Genomic DNA, 18,850 nt, shown 5'->3' on the forward strand with positions numbered 1-18,850 from the left:
CGTTGCCCGATGACGGGATCGACACAAATCTGTAGGAGGTACAAAAAAAGCGTCCCATGTGGACGCTTTTTTTATGTGCGTGATTCGATTACTTCAGGGTAACCGTGCCTTTCATCATCGAGATGTGGCCCGGGAACGAGCAGAAGAAGCCGTATTTTTCAGCCGCGTCGAGCTTCGACACGTCGAAGGTCACCGAGTCGGTTTCCTTGGCGCCGATCACCTTGGTGTGAGCGATAACGCGGGCATCGCCTTCCTTCAGGTAGTTCTTGTCGATGCCGGCGCTCAGGCCGTCGGTGGCGATCGGCTGCATGTCGGCTTCTTTACTCAGCACCCAGTTATGACCCATGACGTTCTTCGGCAGGTTGCCGGAGTGGGTCAGTTCAACGGTGAAGGTCTTGCAGCTCTTGTCGATCTCGATGGCCTTGGTGTTGAAGGACATCTGATCGGTGGAATCGATGGTCGTCTTGCACTCGGCAGCCATCAGTTGGCTGCTGGCCAGTGTCAACAGGGATACCGCAACAAGTTTGGCAAACATGGTGAATCTCCAAGGCAGGGTGAATGAATGATGCGAATGGACAGAAGACTGCCTGAAAACTTCGCAAGTTCCTATGACCTGAAGCAAAAATTGTATACAACTTTCGGGCTATGAGACCGATCAAGACAATCTACCAGCCAGGTGTCTGTCCCGGCCCTATCATCAGACCGTCCTCATTTTCTGGAGCGTCTGTCATGTTCATCAACAGCCTGTTGTGCAGCCTGCTCGCCGCGTACGCCTGCGGTGCCAGCGGTACCTGCGAAACGCCCAAGCGCGAAGTTTAGCCCTTGGAGCGTAGCGCGCCTGCCTTTACTCTGTGGCCCTGATCGACCCTGGAGCAAGGCATGTCTTTAACATCCGTTTGTGTATTCTGCGGCGCCAGCACTGGCACCAACCCGGCTTATCGTGAAGCAGCCGTGGCCCTTGGCCAGGCATTGGCTGAACGCAAGCTGACCCTGGTCTACGGCGGCGGGGCCGTGGGCCTGATGGGTATTGTTGCCGACGCGGCATTGGCGGCGGGCGGCGAAGTGATCGGCATCATCCCGCAGAGCCTCAAGGACAAGGAAATCGGCCACAGCGGCCTGACCCGCCTGGAAGTGGTCGACGGCATGCATGCGCGCAAGGCGCGGATGGCCGAACTCAGCGATGCCTTCATCGCTCTGCCCGGCGGCCTGGGTACCCTGGAAGAATTGTTCGAAGTCTGGACCTGGGGCCAATTGGGCTACCATGGCAAACCGCTGGGCTTGCTGGAAGTGAATGGTTTCTACAGCAAACTTACCGGTTTTCTTGATCACATCGTCGGCGAAGGCTTCGTTCGCGCGGCACACCGTGACATGCTGCAGGTGAGCGAATCGCCGCAGACGCTGCTCAACGCCCTCGATCTTTGGAAGCCGACAGTTGCGCCCAAGTGGGTCGAGCAAAAACCCGACTAACGACTTGGCACCGATACAGGGCAGAATACGCGCCGCTCAAACCTCACCTTCGACCCCAGAGGATCGCCCATGGCCAAACCCAATTACTCCTTCGCCAAACGTCAGAGAGACCTGGCCAAGGAACAGAAGAAAGAGGAAAAACTTCAGCGCAAGAAAGCAATGGCTGACGAAGCGGCACTGAACCCTGACGGTGAAGTTGCGGCAGATGACGATGTTGATGCACCGAAAGATCAGGCGCCCGACGCCTGAGTCCCTCCGGGCCGGATGATTTGATCAGGCCCACGGATCTGTGACCGGGGTTGGCAGCTTCGCTGTTGACCCCCGCTCCTGCAATGGCATCACTGTGACGCGAACTTCGGGGTCATGGTTGCCGCCCCCCAGAATGACCCCACGCAGCGGCGACACATCGGAGAAGTCCCGGCCCCAGGCCAGGGTGATGTGCTCCAGTGCCGGCTGCACATTGTTGGTCGGATCGAAATCCACCCAGCCCGACACCGGGCAATACACCGACACCCAGGCATGGGACGCATCGGCGCCGATCAAGCGCGGCTGGCCGGGCGGTGGCTGGGTCAGCAAGTAACCGCTGATGTAACGCGCGGCCAATCCACGGGAACGCACGCAAGCGAGCATCAAGTGGGCAAAGTCCTGACAAACCCCGCGCCGGCGTTCCAGTACTTCCACCAACGGAGTGGCTACCTGCGTCGCTTCGGCATCGAAAGTGAATTCGCTGAAGATTTTCTCCATCAAGGCCTGGACGCCGAGCAGCAGCGGCCTTCCTGCCGGAAAGCAGCTCTCGGAAAACTCGACGAAGTTGCGCTTTAAATGCACATAAGGGGATTCGAACCGGTATCGGCAGGCTTCGAGCAGTTCAGGCGCAAGCGGCTGGCTGCTGTAGGTTAGCGCGCTGCGGGTGGCCTCCCACGCTGGAGACTGATTGAAGTCGACCAAGGCTCGGGGCAGCACCTCGATTGTCAGGCTGGCATTGACCAGCAGTTCATCATGGGGACGTTCGAACGCCAGGCGGGTCAACGGGTTGCCGAACACATCCAGTTCATCGCGGCGCGAAGTCGGGTCCGGGCTGATTTGCAGTTGCTGATCGGAGCAACGCTGCCACGCACAGGGCCTGGGCCACAGATGTGCCAGTTGCTGGGCCAGGGACACCGGGCTGTCGTAGTGATAATGGGTATCGTGGAAAATCTGGTAGTGAGCGCTCATCAGACGGACACCGTGCGCTGGCTGACATCATCGACATGGGCAAAATGACGCAAGGCCAGGCGATCCGAGACCTGCCCGCTGGCATCGGCGATCTCTTGCAGCAGATCGGCCAGTCCTTCGATGGCCGCGCGGACGCTGGCGGTGCCAAACAAAGGGTTTTCCAGGCAGGCCAGGTCGAAGCATGCCAAACGCTCCACCAACTGCGGCAACCCCGCTTCGCGTGGCGTGCCGAAGTCGTCGCACAGGCGTTTGAGCGTGCGGGTCACCAGTTTCAACTGGAAAAGCACCGCGTGCGGGTTCTGCTCGTCAAGCAACAACAGGTCGAGCACCGGGATCAATTGCGCCACTGCGAGATACCGCGAACGATAAGTGATGCTGCTGTTGCCCAGCTCCAGCAACCACTCCAGCCCCGCCTGATCGAACGCGCCGGCGCCCCGCAGGAACGCCGCCAGACTGCCGCTGAGGAATTGCAGACGCTCAATGCGCCGTCCGATCATCAGGAATCGCCAGCCTTCGTCCCGGGTCATGTCGTCCAGCGCAAAACCGGACAGCGCTGCCAGAGACATCACCAGGCGGTTGAGGAAATCCAGCAATTCACCGAAGTCCGGCTCGTCGGTCTCAAGCTCCATCGCTTCACGTTGCAACTCGACCAGCGCCTGCCAGTTTTCCCGCGAGAGCTTGCCGCGCACCTGCGAGGCCGCCCATTGCAAACGCTGCAGGTTGGAACGCAGGCTGAATGGCCAGTCGGTGCCGAGTATTGCGGCCAGCAACCGCTCGGGCAGTTCACCTTCATCGGGTAGCAGGTTCAGTCGTTCGCCGAGATCGACCGCAGCGTCCAGTGCCTGCGGGTCATCGCCGTCGACATACCGTGCCAGCATGATGCGTAGTAATCGCGCACTGTCATCGCAGCGTTCACAGTACCGACCAAACCAGAACAGGTTTTCCACTACCCGCGATGGCAGATACGGATCGCGCCGCACCAGATCATGTACGCCGATGTTACGCTGGGTTTTCCATTGTTCGCCGCTGGGTGGGCGATTCCCCAGCACCCAGGTGTCTTTGCTTGCGCCGCCCCGCTGCATCGACACCACTTCGGCATCCGCCTCCGCAGCCACACGCGTCAAACCACCTGGCAACACCCGATAGCCTTCACGACTGGCTACCGCATACATTCGCATGCCGATGGCCCGGGGTTGCAATAGACCATCCTCGGCCTGCCAGACAGGCGCCTGGGACAGCTGGGCAAGTTCTTGCGCTACATAGGCATATGGACGCGCCTGCATGCGCTCGGTGAGTTCATCGCGCTGTTTTTCACTCAAATCCCGACCGAATACCGGGGCAAAGCTCTGGGAAGGAAACGCAGGTTTGATCAGTAGTTCCGGCAGTTTTTCCAGGGCCTGGGCCAGAACCGGTGCTTCCCCGCACCACCAAGTGGCAATGGACGGCAGTATCAGCTCTTCGCCAAACAGGAATTGATTGATCTTCGGCAGAAAGCCCAGCAAGCCCGGCGACTCCAGCACGCCGCTGCCGAGGGCGTTGGCTACCAGCACCCGTCCTTGCCGCACGGCTTCAAGCAGGCCCGGTACGCCCAGGGCCGAGTCGGTGCGCAATTCGAGCGGATCGCAGAAGTCGTCATCGAGCCGGCGCATGATCGCATGGACCCGACGCAGGCCGCTGAGGGTCTTCAGGTAGACCGTGGCATCGCGAACCGTCAGGTCGCCGCCCTCCACCAGCGGATAGCCGAGCTGGCGCGCCAGGTAAAGATGCTCGAAATAGCTTTCGTTGAAACGCCCCGGCGTCAGCAGGACCACCAAGGGGGCCTCTTCGTCGCTTGGCGCCTGGCGGGCCAGGGTTTCCTGGAGGGTGCGGAAAAATCCGGCCAGGTGCTGCACCTTCAAGTCACGGTACAACTCGGGAAAGGCCCGGGACACGATGGTGCGGTTTTCCAGGGCGTAGCCAGCCCCGGACGGCGCCTGGGTGCGGTCCGCCGTTACCCACCAGCGGCCATCGGGGGTGCGCGCAAGATCCACGGCGTACAGATGCAGGAAGGCGCCGTCAGGCGGCTGGATGCCCTGACAGGGCCAGAGGAAATTGTTGTGGCCAAATACCAGCTCGGCCGGCAGCAGCCCTTCGGCGATCAAGCGTTGCGGGCCATAGAGATCGGCCAGCACGGCATTGAGCAAGCGCGCACGCTGGGCGATGCCGGCGGACAATCGCTCCCACTCATCGGCGGCAATCACATGGGGCAGCAAGTCCAGCTCCCAGGGCCTATCGGCGCCCTTGGGATCGGCATAGACGTTATAGGTGACGCCGTTTTCCTGGATCTGCCGGGCCAGCAGCGCCTGACGCTGCACCAACTGCGCGGGTGTGCTGCGCTGCAACTGATCGAACAGCCGACGCCAGTGCGGCCGTACGGCACCGCTGTCGTCGAGCAGTTCGTGATAGGTGCCCGCCGTCAGCGGGTAGCGGTCTAGCAGGTCAGGCATGGAAAGCTCGGCAGACAGCAATGATCGGTCAGACTAACGCACGCTCATGACACCCGGATAGACGAAAAATCCGGGCGTCGCGTACGAATTAGAAACGTCGTAAATCGAGCGTCATCGGCAGCTCGTCGTTAATTTCCATATTCGGTATCGGAAGTTTCCCCGGCGTGTGTCCGATACGGAAAAAACGCGCCATGCGCCGGCTCTCGGCTTCATTGGCGTTCACTGGCAAGGTCTCGTAGTTGCGCCCGCCCGGATGGGCGACGTGGTACTGGCAACCGCCCAGCGAACGCCCCATCCAGGTGTCGAGCAGGTCGAACACCAGCGGCGCATGGACCGGGATGGTCGGCTGCAGACAGTTGGCCGGTTGCCAGGCACGGAAGCGCACCCCGGCGACGAACTCACCGACCCGTCCGGTGGGCTGCAACGGCACAGGTATGCCGTTGCAGGTCAGCAGATAGCGTTGCGGCGCCAATCCGCTGAGCTTGACCTGCAGGCGCTCCAGAGACGAGTCGACGTAGCGCACCGTGCCACCGACCGCGCCCTCCTCGCCCAGCACATGCCATGGCTCAAGTGCCTGGCGCAATTCCAGCTCGATGCCATTGACCGCGTAGTCGCCAACCTTGGGAAAGCGGAATTGCAGGTGCGCCGCGAACCACTCGGCCCGCACCGGATAGCCGGCGGCATCAAGGTCGTCGATAACGTCGGCGAAATCCTGTTCGATAAAATGCGGCAACAGGAACCGGTCGTGCAGCTCCGTGCCCCAGCGCGCCAATTTCGGCGGCGCATAAGGCTCGCGCCAGAACCGTGCGACCAACGCCCGCAGCAATAGCTGCTGGGCCAGGCTCATGCGCGCATGGGGCGGCATTTCAAACGCGCGCAACTCCAGCAAGCCCAGGCGACCGGTCGCACCATCCGGCGAATACAGTTTGTCGATGCAGAACTCGGCGCGGTGAGTGTTGCCGGTCACGTCGATCAACAGGTTGCGCAGCAGTCGGTCCACCAGCCACGGCGCGCACTCCTCGCCAGGCGCAGGCATCTGGGCGAAGGCAATCTCCAGCTCATACAAGGCGTCATTGCGCGCTTCATCAATGCGCGGGGCCTGGGATGTCGGGCCGATGAACAGTCCGGAAAACAGGTAGGACAGCGAAGGGTGGTTATGCCAGTAGCTGATCAGGCTGCGCAGCAAATCCGGACGCCGCAGAAACGGTGAGTCAGCCGGTGTCGCGCCCCCCAGTACGAAATGGTTACCCCCACCGGTGCCGGTATGCCGCCCGTCTATCAGGAATTTCTCTGTGGTGAGTCGGGTCTGGCGCGCTTCTTCGTAAAGAAACTCGGTGCGTTCAACCAGTTCATCCCAGGTCGCCGAAGGTTGCACGTTGACTTCGATCACACCCGGATCAGGGGTGATGCGAAAGTTGCTCAAACGCGGATCGCTCGGTGGCTCGTAGCCTTCCAGCAACACCGGGCAATGCAGTTCCTCGGCGGTAGCTTCGATGGCGGCCACCAGCTCCAGATAGTCTTCGACCCGCTCCAGCGGTGGCATGAACAGGTACAACCGGCCTTCCCGCGCTTCGGCGCAGAACGCGGTGCGCGTCAGCCAGTCGGCGGACTCATCGACCTTCGGCACCCGATCTTCAGTCAGTGCCGCCGCGCCCTGGCGCTGTAGTTGCCCGACGTCAGGCAGCGGCGGGAAATCCTGGTTAGGATCGTTGGGGTGAATGAACGGATACTCCGCCGCCTTCACCCACGGTTGCGAAGCCAGTGGCAGTCGATACCCCAGCGGCGAGTCCCCCGGCACCAGGCGGCAGTGCTCGTCACGCAGATACCAGCGGCCGCTTTGCCATTGATCGCCCTTGGCGGTGCGTGCGAGCGGCAGGACCTGGCCGATGACCTTGTCCAGGCCCTGACTGAAGACTTTGCGCAAACGCGCGCGCTCCAGAGGCTCCTCGAGTCGCGAGTCTTCGGCGCTGACGTTTTGCGGCAATGCGCCTTCGCGCCAGAGGTAATAGAAATTGTCTTCGTACGCTGGAAACACAAAGCGTGGCGCAATGTTCAATCGCTCGGCGACACTCGCCAGGAAACGCCCGGCCAGCGCGCCATCGGCGCCGTAATCGGCCTGCTCGTCGGCGATCAGCGCGCTGTTGTGCCAGATCGGCACGCCGTCGCGGCGCCAATAACAATTGAGCGACCAGCGTGGCAGTTGTTCGCCCGGGTACCATTTGCCCTGGCCAAAATGCACCAGGCCTTGCGGGGCATAACGTTTACGCATGCGCTGGAACAATTCGGCGGACAGTCGACGCTTGGTTGGGCCCAGCGCCGCAGTGTTCCACTCGGCGCCGTCCGGGTCATCGATGGACACGAACGTCGGTTCACCGCCCATGGTCAGGCGCACATCGCCCGCCAGCAGGTCGGCGTCGATCTTATGACCGAGGGCCTGGATCGCTTGCCACTGCTCTTCGGTGTAGGGTTTGGTGACCCGCGGGGCTTCCCAAATCCGCTCCACCGACATTTCATGGCTGAATTCGCACTCGCACGGTTCCACCAAGCCACTGATCGGTGCCGCAGAGGATGGATCGGGACTACAGGCCAACGGAATGTGTCCTTCTCCGGCAAACAGCCCGGAGGTCGCATCCAGGCCGATCCAGCCGGCACCGGGCAGGTACACCTCGCACCAGGCGTGCAGGTCGGTGAAGTCCACGTCGGTGCCCGAAGGACCATCCAGGCTTTTCAGGTCGGCGGTCAATTGAATCAGGTAGCCCGACACGAAACGCGCGGCCAGTCCCAGGTTGCGCAGCAGTTGCACCAGCAGCCACGCCGAATCGCGGCAGGAACCGGAGCCCTGCTCCAGGGTGTGTTCGGGCGTTTGCACCCCCGGCTCCATGCGGATCAGGTAGTTGATGTCGTCGCTCAGACGCTGGTTGAGCGCTACGAGGAAATCCACCGCCGGCAGGGGCGTGCGATCGATGCCGTCCAGATAGGCCTGGAACTTCGGCGTCAGGGGCAGGGTTTCCAGGTACGGCGCCAGTTCCTTGCGCTCATCGGTGGCGTAGGCGAATGGAATCTTTTCGGCGTAGGGCTCGAGGAAAAAATCGAACGGATTGAACACCGCCATTTCCGCCAGCAGATCGACTTCGATTCGCAGCTCGTCGGTTTTTTCCGGGAACACCAGCCGCGCCAGATAATTACCCTGGGGGTCCTGCTGCCAGTTGATGAAATGCTGCTCGGGCGAGACTTTCAGCGCATAGGAGAGTATCCGCGTGCGACTGTGGGCAGCCGGACGCAGACGAACAATCTGTGGACCCAGCTCGACAGCGCGGTCATAGCGGTAATGTGTGACGTGGTGCAATGCGACATGAATCGACACGGCGTGCCTCCTGCGAGCCCTAAGCGTATTGGAAAGCGCGCAAGACTTATGCCATCCAGCAGTGCTGGCGCTTTCTCCGGTTGCAGGAGGCAGTACAGCACCAAAATCGGGCGATGCGGGAAATTGGTTGGAGAGAGTTGCACGTATTTGTGGCGGCCAGTTGCATAGTCGTCGCCCACGCTGGCCTCTTCGCGGGCAAGCCCGCTCCCACAGGGATCTGCTGCGAACACATAATCGCGTGCAACCTCGAACACTGTGGGAGCGGGCTTGCCCGCCAAGAGGCCAGAGGCTCCAGCACAAATGGTTAAACCCTGAAACGCAAAACGCCAACCCGAAGGTTGGCGTTTTGTTCAGCTCAAGCGCAGCTTAGCGCGGCACGACCGGCTTGCGCGCAGGCTTGGGCCCTTTGCCTTTGGCCGCTTCCTTGCGCTCCTTGGCCGCCTGCTGGTTGCGGGCGAACGCCGCCGCCTTAGCCTGCTCGCGTTTGTCCCACGGGTTGCCGCCATCGCTGGCGCGCGGTGGCAGGCCGGTGTGCTGGGTCAGGATCTTGGTGGTCTTTTCCCCAGCAACCTTGTGGCTGCCAGCCGGCGTCGAGTTCTTGCGACGGGCGCTCTGGTAGCTGTCGGTGGACGGTTGGTGCAGCGGGATCAACTGGTTCTTCCCCGGCCCGATCAGGTCGGCGCGGCCCATGCGGGTCAATGCTTCACGCAGCATCGGCCAGCCCTTAGGGTCGTGATAACGCAAGAATGCCTTGTGCAGTCGGCGCTGTTCTTCGCTCTTGACGATGGTCACCGCGTCACTCTTGTAGGTGACCTTGCGCAGCGGGTTCTTGCCTGAGTGGTACATCGCGGTGGCGGTGGCCATCGGCGACGGGTAGAACGCCTGCACCTGGTCGGCACGGAAACCGTTGCCCTTGAGCCACAGCGCCAGGTTCATCATGTCTTCGTCGGTGGTGCCCGGGTGGGCGGCGATGAAGTACGGAATCAGGTACTGCTCCTTGCCCGCTTCCTTGGAGTACTTCTCGAACATGCGCTTGAACTTGTCATAGCTGCCAATGCCCGGTTTCATCATCTGGTTGAGCGGACCTTCCTCGGTGTGTTCCGGGGCGATCTTCAGGTAGCCACCGACGTGGTGGGTCACCAGCTCTTTAACGTATTCCGGCGACTCGACCGCGAGGTCGTAGCGCAGGCCGGAAGCGATGAGGATTTTTTTCACACCCGGCAATTCACGGGCACTGCGGTACAGCTGGATCAGCGCCGAGTGGTCGGTGTTCAGGTTCGGGCAGATGCCAGGGAACACGCAGGATGGCTTGCGGCACGCGGATTCGATTTCCGGGGTCTTGCAGGCGATGCGATACATGTTCGCGGTCGGGCCGCCCAGGTCGGAGATCACGCCGGTAAAGCCCGGGACCTTGTCACGAATCTCTTCGATTTCGCGAATGATCGATTCATGGGAGCGGTTCTGGATGATCCGGCCTTCGTGCTCGGTGATCGAGCAGAAGGTGCAACCGCCGAAGCAGCCACGCATGATGTTCACCGAGAAGCGGATCATGTCGTAGGCCGGGATTTTCTCCTTGCCATACGCCGGATGCGGAACACGGGCGTAAGGCATGCCGAACACGTAGTCCATCTCTTCGGTGGTCATCGGAATCGGTGGCGGGTTGAACCAAACGTCCACTTCGCCATGCTTCTGCACCAGCGCACGGGCGTTGCCCGGGTTGGTTTCCAGGTGCAGCACGCGGTTGGCGTGGGCGTAGAGCACCGCGTCGTTGCGGACTTTTTCCACTGACGGCAGGCGAATCACGGTCTTGTCGCGAGTCATGCGCGGGCTGGCCAGGATCTGTACGACCTTGGCTTCCTGCGGATCCTCGACCGGTCCCTTCTCCTGCTCGATGGCGCAAGCCTGGGTATCCTGGGTGTTCACGTACGGGTTGATGATCTTGTCGATCTTGCCCGGACGGTCGATGCGCGTGGAGTCGACTTCGTACCAGTCTTTGGGCGTGTCGCGACGGATGAAGGCGGTGCCGCGAACATCGGTGATGTCTTCGATCTTGTGACCGTAGGACAGGCGCTGGGCGACTTCGACGATCGCACGCTCGGCGTTGCCATAGAGCAGGATGTCGGCGCAGGCGTCGATCAGGATCGAGTTGCGTACCCGGTCCTGCCAGTAATCGTAGTGGGCGATCCGGCGCAGGGACGCTTCGATGCCGCCAAGCACGATCGGCACGTTTTTGTAGGCTTCCTTGCAGCGCTGGCTGTAGACCAGGCTCGCGCGGTCCGGGCGTTTGCCCGCCAGGCCACCCGGCGTGTAGGCATCGTCGGAACGGATTTTCTTGTCGGCGGTGTAGCGGTTGATCATCGAGTCCATGTTGCCGGCCGCGACACCGAAGAACAGGTTCGGCTCGCCGAGCTTCATGAAGTCGTCTTTGGACTGCCAGTTTGGCTGGGCAATGATGCCGACACGGAAGCCCTGGGATTCCAGCAGCCGGCCGATGATCGCCATGCCGAACGACGGGTGATCGACGTAGGCATCACCGGTGACGATGATGATGTCACAGGAATCCCAGCCGAGCTGATCCATCTCCTCCCTGCTCATGGGCAGGAATGGCGCTGGTCCGAAACATTCGGCCCAGTACTTGGGATAGTCAAATAACGGCTTGGCTGCTTGCATGTCGATAACCGGTGTTGGCTTTCATTGAATTTCGCGGGCGCGGAATATAGCACAAATTTTGACCAATTCCGACGGCTGTGGTCGGAAATTGGTGGCACCCCTTTCGCGAGCAGGCTCGCTCCCACAGAGATCACACTAAGCCTGTGGGAGCGAGCCTGCTCGCGAAGAGGCCATATCAGACGCTATGACTTACTCGTCGTCGTCGAAGTTATAACTGCCCGGCGCCAGGTTCTCGAATCGCGTGTACTTGCCGATAAAGGCCAGGCGGATGAAGCCGATCGGCCCGTTACGCTGCTTGCCGATGATGATCTCGGCAATGCCTTTGTGCTCGGTCTCGGGGTGATACACCTCGTCGCGATACACGAACATGATCACGTCGGCGTCCTGCTCGATCGCTCCGGATTCGCGCAAGTCGGAGTTCACCGGGCGCTTGTTCGGGCGTTGTTCCAGGGAACGGTTGAGCTGGGACAAGGCCACTACCGGGCAGTTGAATTCCTTGGCCAGGGCTTTCAGGGATCGGGATATCTCGGAAATCTCGTTGGTCCGGTTGTCACCACTGGAGCCCGGGATCTGCATCAGCTGCAGGTAGTCGATCATGATCAGGCCGACTTCACCATGCTCACGCACCAGGCGGCGGGTCCGGGCACGCATTTCCGACGGGCTGATACCGGCGGTATCGTCGATGAACAGCTTGCGATCGTTGAGCAGATTGACCGCCGAGGTCAGGCGTGGCCAATCGTCATCTTCCAACTGACCGGAACGGACCTTGGTCTGGTCGATGCGCCCGAGCGACGACAACATACGCATGATCAGCGATTCACCTGGCATCTCCAGGGAGTAAACCAGAACCGCCTTCTCGCTGCGCAACACGGCGTTTTCCACCAGGTTCATGGCAAAGGTGGTCTTACCCATGGACGGACGGCCGGCGACGATGATCAGGTCGGCCGGTTGCAGGCCGCTGGTCTTCTCGTCGAGGTCGGTGTAGCCGGTGGACAGTCCGGTGATGGCGTTGTCGGTGTTGAACAAGGTGTCGATGCGGTCGATGGCCTTGGTCAGCAGGTCATTCACCCCCACCGGCCCACCGGTTTTCGGCCGGGCCTCGGCGATCTGGAAGATCTGCCGCTCGGCTTCGTCGAGAATCTCGGCGGCGGTACGACCTTCCGGGTTGAAAGCGCTGTCTGCGATTTCGGTGCTGATACCGATCAGTTGGCGCAAGGTTGCCCGCTCACGAACGATCTGCGCATAGGCCTTGATGTTGGCGACCGATGGCGTGTTTTTAGCCAGTTCGCCCAGGTAACCAAGGCCGCCGACCTGTGACGTCTGACCTTCCTTGTCCAGTTGCTCGGACAGGGTCACGACGTCGATCGGCATGTTCTGATCGGCCAGCTTGGCGATCGCACGGAAGATCAGACGGTGGTCATGTCGATAGAAATCACCGTCGGAGACTTGATCGAGCACGCGCTCCCAGGCGTTGTTGTCCAGCATCAGACCACCGAGGACAGCCTGTTCGGCTTCGATGGAATGCGGCGGCACCTTCAGCGCGGCGGTTTGCAGATCGTATTGCTCAGGAGCGGAGATTTCGTTCATGGCCACTTGGTTTTTTAAGAAAAGCAGGGGTTTGAAAACGGGTGTTACCAGAAAGACAAAGGGCACGACCTGTAAACAGGATCGTGCCCGATGTTACCGGCAAGCACCCGAGGGTGCCAGCCGACAAGTACCGCTTAAGCTGCTACCACGACAACGCGTACGGTGGCTTCAACTTCGGCGTGCAGGTGCACGGCTACGTCGAATTCACCTACGTTGCGGATGGTGCCGTTCGGCAGACGAACTTCGCTTTTCGCTACTTCAACGCCAGAGGCGGTCAGTGCGTCAGCGATGTCGTGAGTACCGATCGAACCGAACAGCTTGCCTTCGTCGCCAGCGGTGGCAGTGATGGTCACTTCCAGCTCGGCCAGTTGGGCAGCGCGGCTTTCAGCCGACGATTTGCGATCTGCTGCTGCTTTTTCCAGCTCGGCACGACGCTCTTCGAACGCAGCCAGGTTGGCTGGGGTCGCAGCGGTAGCTTTGCCGTAAGGCAGCAGGTAGTTACGACCGTAACCAGCCTTAACGTTCACTTTGTCACCCAGGTTGCCCAGGTTGGTGACTTTTTCCAGAAGGATCAGTTGCATGTGAAAATCCTCTTAACTTTTAACCTTCACCGTTCGCATCATCGGCGTCTTTCGGCGCCAGACGACCGCGAAAATCAATCAGGCTGTCGACGATGGCCAGGACCACCAGCAACGGATAGATCAGCTGCATGAACAGCAACAGCGTGACGTACAACCCCACCAGCCAGAACTTGGCCAGTCGCTTTTGCGCCACCAGCCCGTGAATCAGGGCCAGCCCGGCGAAAACCAGCGGTACGCTGCACAGCGGTACAAGCATGGACATCTGGACACCGAGATTCGGTGACACAACCATGCCCGCCAGCAGCAACATCGCGGGACCCAGCGGGATTCGGACGGCGCGAAACTCGCGACCAAAACCACCGGGGTTGTACAACAACGCCTGCCAGTAGCGCCCGACAATCAGGCTCAGCACACTGACGATTTGCAACAGGGCCGCAATCAGGCCGGTCAGGATCGGTGTAATCAGGGACGCGAAACGCGCTTGCTCGTCTACCGACATCTGCTGGTAGACATCACCGAGTAGCGACGGCATGACTTTTATCAAAGCCTGCGCCAGCATCTCGATCTGGGGACCAAAAGCCATCCCCAACACCACTGAAAACACCACTCCCATCGCTATGCTGACCAGCAGCACGCGGTTCCAGGACTCGCTTGCGCGCAAAACCAACGCAAGGCTCGCAGACCCCAGCAGCACCAGAAGTGCCCGTGGGTCGTCGGAGTAAAGCCACCAGATCAATGCCGGCAGCAGTCCCAGAGCAAGAACGCCCAGGGCGTCCTTCAATCCGCGCCGCAGGAGCACGAGGCATCCAGCGGCAGCACCCAACCAATACAACAACGGCAATGCCGCGCATCCAGCCACTACGAGAGTGGCCTGCATACGGCCCCGCATGATGAACTCAGCTAAGGCACGCATACATTCAATCCTTTGCTACGTGTCGACTGCCCGGTCTCAGCGGCCGTGGCTGTCGGTGTAGGCCAGCAGGGCCAGGAAGCGGGCGCGCTTGATAGCGGTGGCCAGCTGACGCTGATAACGTGCTTTGGTACCGGTGATGCGGCTTGGAACGATTTTGCCGGTCTCGGATACGTAGGCTTTCAGAGTGTTGAGATCTTTGTAATCGATCTCTTTCACGTCTTCAGCGGTGAAGCGGCAGAATTTACGACGACGGAAGAAACGTGCCATTTGATAGGCTCCTTAAAAGGTCCGTGGATTACTCGTCAGCGTTATCGCTGTTGTCGCTGTCATCACTATCAGCGCTTTCAGCGCCTTCGTGCTCAGGACGGTCGCGACGCTCACGGCGCTCACTGCGGTTTTCTTCAGCCTTGAGCATCTCGGATTGGCCGGTAACGGCTTCTTCGCGACGGATGACCAGGTTACGGATCACTGCATCGTTGTAGCGGAAGTTGTCTTCCAGCTCGGCCAGGGCCTTGCCAGTGCACTCAACGTTCAGCATCACGTAGTGAGCCTTGTGAACATTGTTGATTGCGTAGGCCAGTTGACGACGGCCCCAATCTTCCAGACGGTGGATTTTGCCGCCGTCTTCTTCGATCAGCTTGGTGTAACGCTCAACCATGCCGCCGACTTGCTCGCTTTGATCCGGGTGGACCAAAAAGATGATTTCGTAATGACGCATGAATGCTCCTTACGGGTTGTAGCCTGCCGCTCAAAAGCGGTCAGACAAGGAGTGAATGACACTTATGGACTTGAGGACGCTAGACACGTGGGTGCCTGCCATCACAGCAAGGGGCGCAATTGTAGAGAAGGGGCGTGGGAGGCGCAAGGGAATTGGTGATTATTTGAACAGCCACCAACTCATGCCACCCCACAAACACTGTGGGAGCGGGCTTGCTCGCGAATGCGGCAGCACATCCAACATTTTTGCTGAATGTTACTCCGCTTTCGCGAGCAAGCCCGCTCCCACATTTTGATTGCGTCGAGCTTAAGACTTCTTGGCAGCAGCCTTGGCTTTGACGCTACGCTGACGCTGCGCTTCGAACAGGCACACACCGGTCGCCACGGACACGTTGAGGCTGCTGACGCTACCGGCCATCGGCAGGTTCACCAGATAGTCGCAATGCTCGCGGGTCAGGCGACGCATGCCTTTACCTTCAGCACCCATGATCAGGATGGTCGGGCCGGTCAGGTCCTGGTCATACAGGCTGACCTCGGCTTCACCGGCCGTGCCGACAACCCACAAGCCGCGCTGCTGGAGTTTTTCCAGCGTGCGCGCCAGGTTGGTCACGGCAACCAGCGGAATCACTTCCGCTGCACCGCAGGCGATTTTTCGTACAACCGGAGTCAGGGTCGCCGACTTGTCCTTCGGCACGATCACGGCCAGCGCACCGGCGGCATCCGCGGAACGCAGGCAGGCGCCAAGGTTGTGCGGATCGGTCACGCCGTCGAGCACCAGCAACAACGGCGCGCCGTCAGTGCGATCGAGCAATTCGTCGAGCATCGCCTCGCCCCAGACCTGACTCGGACTCACGTCCGCAACCACGCCCTGGTGCACGCCTTCAACCCAGGCGTCCATTTCGCGGCGCTCGGCCTGGCCGACCTGGACCCGGTTTTCGTTCGCCAGCTCTATCAGCGTCTGGACCCGAGGGTCGTTGCGACCTTCGGCCAACCAGATCTGCTTGACGCGCTTGGGGTGGTGACGCAGCAACGCTTCTACAGCATGCACGCCGTAGATTTTCTCCAACTGACTCATGACTTGGCCTTAGGTTTACGCGCCCCACCGCTTTTGGCTGGGGCCGAGCCCGCTTTCGGCGGGCCTTTACGATGTTTGCTCGGTTTGGCTGGCTTGCCGCCGACGGCCTTTTCAGGCGCCGACCGTCCGGTCTTTCCCGTAGACGCCGCTTTACCGCCGCTTTTCGCGCCGGCGAGCAACGCCTGCTTCATTTCACGGCTTTTGCGCACTTCGGCGTTTTTCGCCGCAGCATCACTCGGACGATAGGCCTCGACAGCCTTTTCCTTGGCAGGACGACGACCGGCTTTCGCCGGGGCCGGTTCTGCTTCGGCCTTGGCAGCAGGCGCTGCGGTTTCGGCACCGCGTTTTTTGCGGCCGATCGGCGCGCTGATGGTTTTTTCAGCCATCTCGAAGTCGATCTTGCGCTCGTCGAGGTCGACGCGCATGACCCGCACTTCCACGGTGTCGCCCAGGCGGAAGCTGCGACCGGTACGCTCACCGGCCAAGCGGTGGTGCACAGGATCGAAGTGGTAGTAGTCACCCGGCAGCGCGGTGACGTGCACCAGGCCTTCGACGTAGATGTCGGTCAGTTCGACGAACAGGCCAAAGCCGGTGACGGCCGTGATCACGCCCGGGAACGACTCGCCCACGCGATCTTTCATGAACTCGCACTTGAGCCAGTTCACTACGTCGCGGGTCGCTTCGTCGGCACGGCGCTCGCTCATCGAGCACTGCTCGCCAAGCTGCTCCAGGGCCGCTTCGTCGTACGGGTAGATGCGCGCCTTCGGAATGGTCATCGCACCGGCACGGCGAACGTGCGGGGTGTTCTGCTTCGAATGGATCACGCTGCGAATCGCCCGGTGCGTGAGCAAGTCCGGGTAGCGGCGGATCGGCGAGGTGAAGTGGGTGTACGCCTCATAATTGAGGCCGAAGTGGCCCTGGTTATCGGCGCTGTACACCGCCTGGCTCAACGAGCGCAGCATCACGGTCTGGATCAGGTGGAAATCCGGACGATCCTTGATACCGGCCAGCAGCGCCTGGTAATCCTTCGGCGACGGGCCGTCCTTGCCTTTGTGCAGGGACAGGCCGAGCTCGCCGAGGAACGCACGCAGTTTTTCCAGGCGCTCCGGCGGCGGGCCGTCGTGCACGCGGTACAACGCAGGAATTTCGTGCTTCTTGAGGAATTCGGCGGTGGCCACGTTGGCCGCCAGCATGCATTCCTCGATCAGTTTGTGCGCGTCGTTACGCACGGTCGGACGGATTTCGGCGATCTTGCGCTCGGAACCGAAGATGATCCGAGTTTCCTGGGTTTCAAAATCGATCGCACCACGCACGTGACGGGCCGCCAGCAACACCTTGTACAGCGAGTACAGCTGCTTGAGGTGCGGCACCACGTCGGTGTATTCGCCACGCAGCTTGCGCCCTTCGGTGGCTTTCGGCGTTTCCAGCATCGCGCTGACCTTGTTGTAGGTCAGGCGGGCATGGGAATGGATCACCGCTTCGTAGAAGCAGTAATCGGTCATTTCGCCAGACTTGGAGATGGTCATCTCGCAAACCATGGCCAGGCGATCGACTTGCGGGTTCAGCGAGCACAAACCGTTGGACAGCTGCTCAGGCAGCATCGGAATCACGCGCTCGGGGAAGTACACCGAGTTGCCGCGAACCTGGGCTTCGGCATCGAGTGCCGAACCGAGTTTCACGTAGCTGGATACGTCGGCAATCGCCACGTACAACTTCCAGCCACCGGAGAACAGGCGCAGCTTGCCCGGACGGGCTTCGCAGTAGACCGCGTCATCGAAGTCGCGGGCATCTTCGCCGTCGATGGTGACGAACGGCAGATGACGCAGGTCGATGCGCTTCTCTTTGTCTTTCTCTTCGACTTCCGGCTTGAGCTTGCCGGCTTCCTTGAGCACGGCGTCAGGCCAAACGTGAGGAATGTCGTAGGTACGCAGGGCAACGTCGATCTCCATGCCCGGCGCCATGTAGTTGCCCACTACTTCAACCACATCGCCTTGCGGCTGGAAGCGTGGCGTTGGCCAGTGAGTGATCTTCACTTCGACGAACTGCCCGATCTGGGCGTTCGCGTTACGGCCCGGCGTCACCAGCACTTCCTGCTGGATCTTCGGGTTATCCGCGACGACGAAACCGATACCGCCTTCTTCGAAGTAGCGGCCGACGATGGTCTCGTGAGCACGGGACACCACCTCGACGATCATGCCTTCGCGGCGACCGCGACGATCCAGTCCGGAAACTCGTGCCAGTGCACGGTCGCCGTCGAACACCAGGCGCATTTGTGCCGGGCTCATGAACAGGTCGTCACTGCCGTCGTCCGGCACCAGGAAGCCGAAGCCATCACGGTGACCGCTGATGCGGCCCAGGATCAGGTCGAGCTTGTCCACCGGCGCATAAGTGCCGCGACGGGTGTAAATGAGTTGTGCATCGCGCTCCATGGCGCGCAGGCGGCGGCGCAGGGCTTCGATCTGGTCTTCCGTGGTCAGACCAAACTCTTCGACCAGTTGCTCGCGGTTAGCAGGCGAACCCCGATCAGCAAGGTGCTGAAGGATCAGTTCGCGGCTAGGAATGGGGTTTTCATATTTTTCCGCTTCACGAGCGGCCTCGGGATCGAGGGACTGCCAATCGGCCATTAGAGAGTTTTCACCTTGTCTATATACGGGTTAGTTTGGCATAGGCGTAATGAAACGGGAAATTTCAGGCTAAGACGCCTTATCTAAAGCCCTTTATCGACACCAGAAGGTTGATTTGAATACCACTGGTGAAATTTTTCAGGTTTTTTTG

Annotated in this window: 14 protein-coding genes; 2 read left to right on the forward strand and 12 right to left on the reverse strand. The window is 60.6% G+C overall.

Annotated features, from left to right (window positions below; all coding sequences use genetic code 11):
• Positions 1–88: 88 nt before the first annotated feature.
• Positions 89–535, reverse strand: coding sequence for an azurin (gene azu / locus BKX96_RS20990; protein ID WP_046819822.1), 447 nt, complete (start codon positions 533–535; stop codon positions 89–91).
• A gap of 344 nt (positions 536–879) precedes the next feature.
• Here azu and BKX96_RS20995 point away from each other — a divergent pair, with 344 nt between their 5' ends.
• Positions 880–1,467 (forward strand): cytokinin riboside 5'-monophosphate phosphoribohydrolase, encoded by a 588-nt coding sequence (locus tag BKX96_RS20995; protein ID WP_077185392.1) that lies wholly within the window; start codon positions 880–882, stop codon positions 1,465–1,467.
• A gap of 69 nt (positions 1,468–1,536) precedes the next feature.
• Entirely contained in the window at positions 1,537–1,716 is a 180-nt protein-coding gene (locus tag BKX96_RS21000) for a hypothetical protein (protein ID WP_046819824.1), read from the forward strand.
• 24 nt (positions 1,717–1,740) lie between these two features.
• Here the strand turns inward: BKX96_RS21000 and BKX96_RS21005 are convergent, their stop codons facing one another.
• From BKX96_RS21005 to rnr, 11 genes are all read right to left on the reverse strand, one after another.
• Entirely contained in the window at positions 1,741–2,682 is a 942-nt protein-coding gene (locus BKX96_RS21005; RefSeq protein WP_046819825.1) for a transglutaminase family protein, read from the reverse strand.
• Complete coding sequence (locus BKX96_RS21010) at positions 2,682–5,168, reverse strand: circularly permuted type 2 ATP-grasp protein (protein ID WP_077185393.1); 2,487 nt, start codon at positions 5,166–5,168, stop codon at positions 2,682–2,684. The genes BKX96_RS21005 and BKX96_RS21010 overlap by 1 nt, the downstream gene beginning before the upstream one ends.
• Before the next feature lie 88 nt (positions 5,169–5,256).
• Positions 5,257–8,532 carry a transglutaminase family protein gene (locus BKX96_RS21015; protein WP_077185394.1) on the reverse strand — a complete coding sequence of 1,092 codons (3,276 nt, stop codon included), beginning with the start codon at positions 8,530–8,532 and terminating at the stop codon, positions 5,257–5,259.
• Between the two features lie 366 nt (positions 8,533–8,898).
• Positions 8,899–11,202 (reverse strand): YgiQ family radical SAM protein, encoded by a 2,304-nt coding sequence (locus BKX96_RS21020; RefSeq protein WP_046819828.1) that lies wholly within the window; start codon positions 11,200–11,202, stop codon positions 8,899–8,901.
• Positions 11,203–11,391: 189 nt separating this feature from the next.
• The gene (gene dnaB, locus BKX96_RS21025) at positions 11,392–12,789 is read right to left on the reverse strand and encodes a replicative DNA helicase (protein ID WP_008058980.1); all 1,398 of its coding nucleotides are present in this window, start codon (positions 12,787–12,789) and stop codon (positions 11,392–11,394) included.
• Positions 12,790–12,923: 134 nt separating this feature from the next.
• A complete protein-coding gene (gene rplI / locus BKX96_RS21030) occupies positions 12,924–13,370 on the reverse strand; it encodes a 50S ribosomal protein L9 (RefSeq protein ID WP_008058981.1) in 447 nt (148 codons plus the stop codon).
• A gap of 19 nt (positions 13,371–13,389) precedes the next feature.
• Positions 13,390–14,283 carry a YybS family protein gene (locus BKX96_RS21035; RefSeq protein WP_046819829.1) on the reverse strand — a complete coding sequence of 298 codons (894 nt, stop codon included), beginning with the start codon at positions 14,281–14,283 and terminating at the stop codon, positions 13,390–13,392.
• A 36-nt stretch (positions 14,284–14,319) separates the two neighbouring features.
• Positions 14,320–14,550: a 30S ribosomal protein S18 gene (rpsR, locus tag BKX96_RS21040; protein WP_002551829.1), complete on the reverse strand. Its 231-nt coding sequence runs from the start codon at positions 14,548–14,550 to the stop codon at positions 14,320–14,322.
• A 28-nt stretch (positions 14,551–14,578) separates the two neighbouring features.
• Positions 14,579–15,001, reverse strand: a complete 423-nt coding sequence (gene rpsF, locus BKX96_RS21045) for a 30S ribosomal protein S6 (protein WP_003217491.1) — start codon at positions 14,999–15,001, stop codon at positions 14,579–14,581.
• A 306-nt stretch (positions 15,002–15,307) separates the two neighbouring features.
• A complete protein-coding gene (gene rlmB, locus BKX96_RS21050) occupies positions 15,308–16,075 on the reverse strand; it encodes a 23S rRNA (guanosine(2251)-2'-O)-methyltransferase RlmB (protein WP_007973273.1) in 768 nt (255 codons plus the stop codon).
• Positions 16,072–18,699 (reverse strand): ribonuclease R, encoded by a 2,628-nt coding sequence (gene rnr, locus BKX96_RS21055; protein ID WP_077185396.1) that lies wholly within the window; start codon positions 18,697–18,699, stop codon positions 16,072–16,074. Before rnr ends, rlmB begins: the two co-directional genes overlap by 4 nt.
• Positions 18,700–18,850: the final 151 nt, after the last annotated feature.

The sequence above is a fragment of the Pseudomonas putida genome (assembly GCF_001976065.1).
Lineage (GTDB): Bacteria > Pseudomonadota > Gammaproteobacteria > Pseudomonadales > Pseudomonadaceae > Aquipseudomonas > Aquipseudomonas serbica.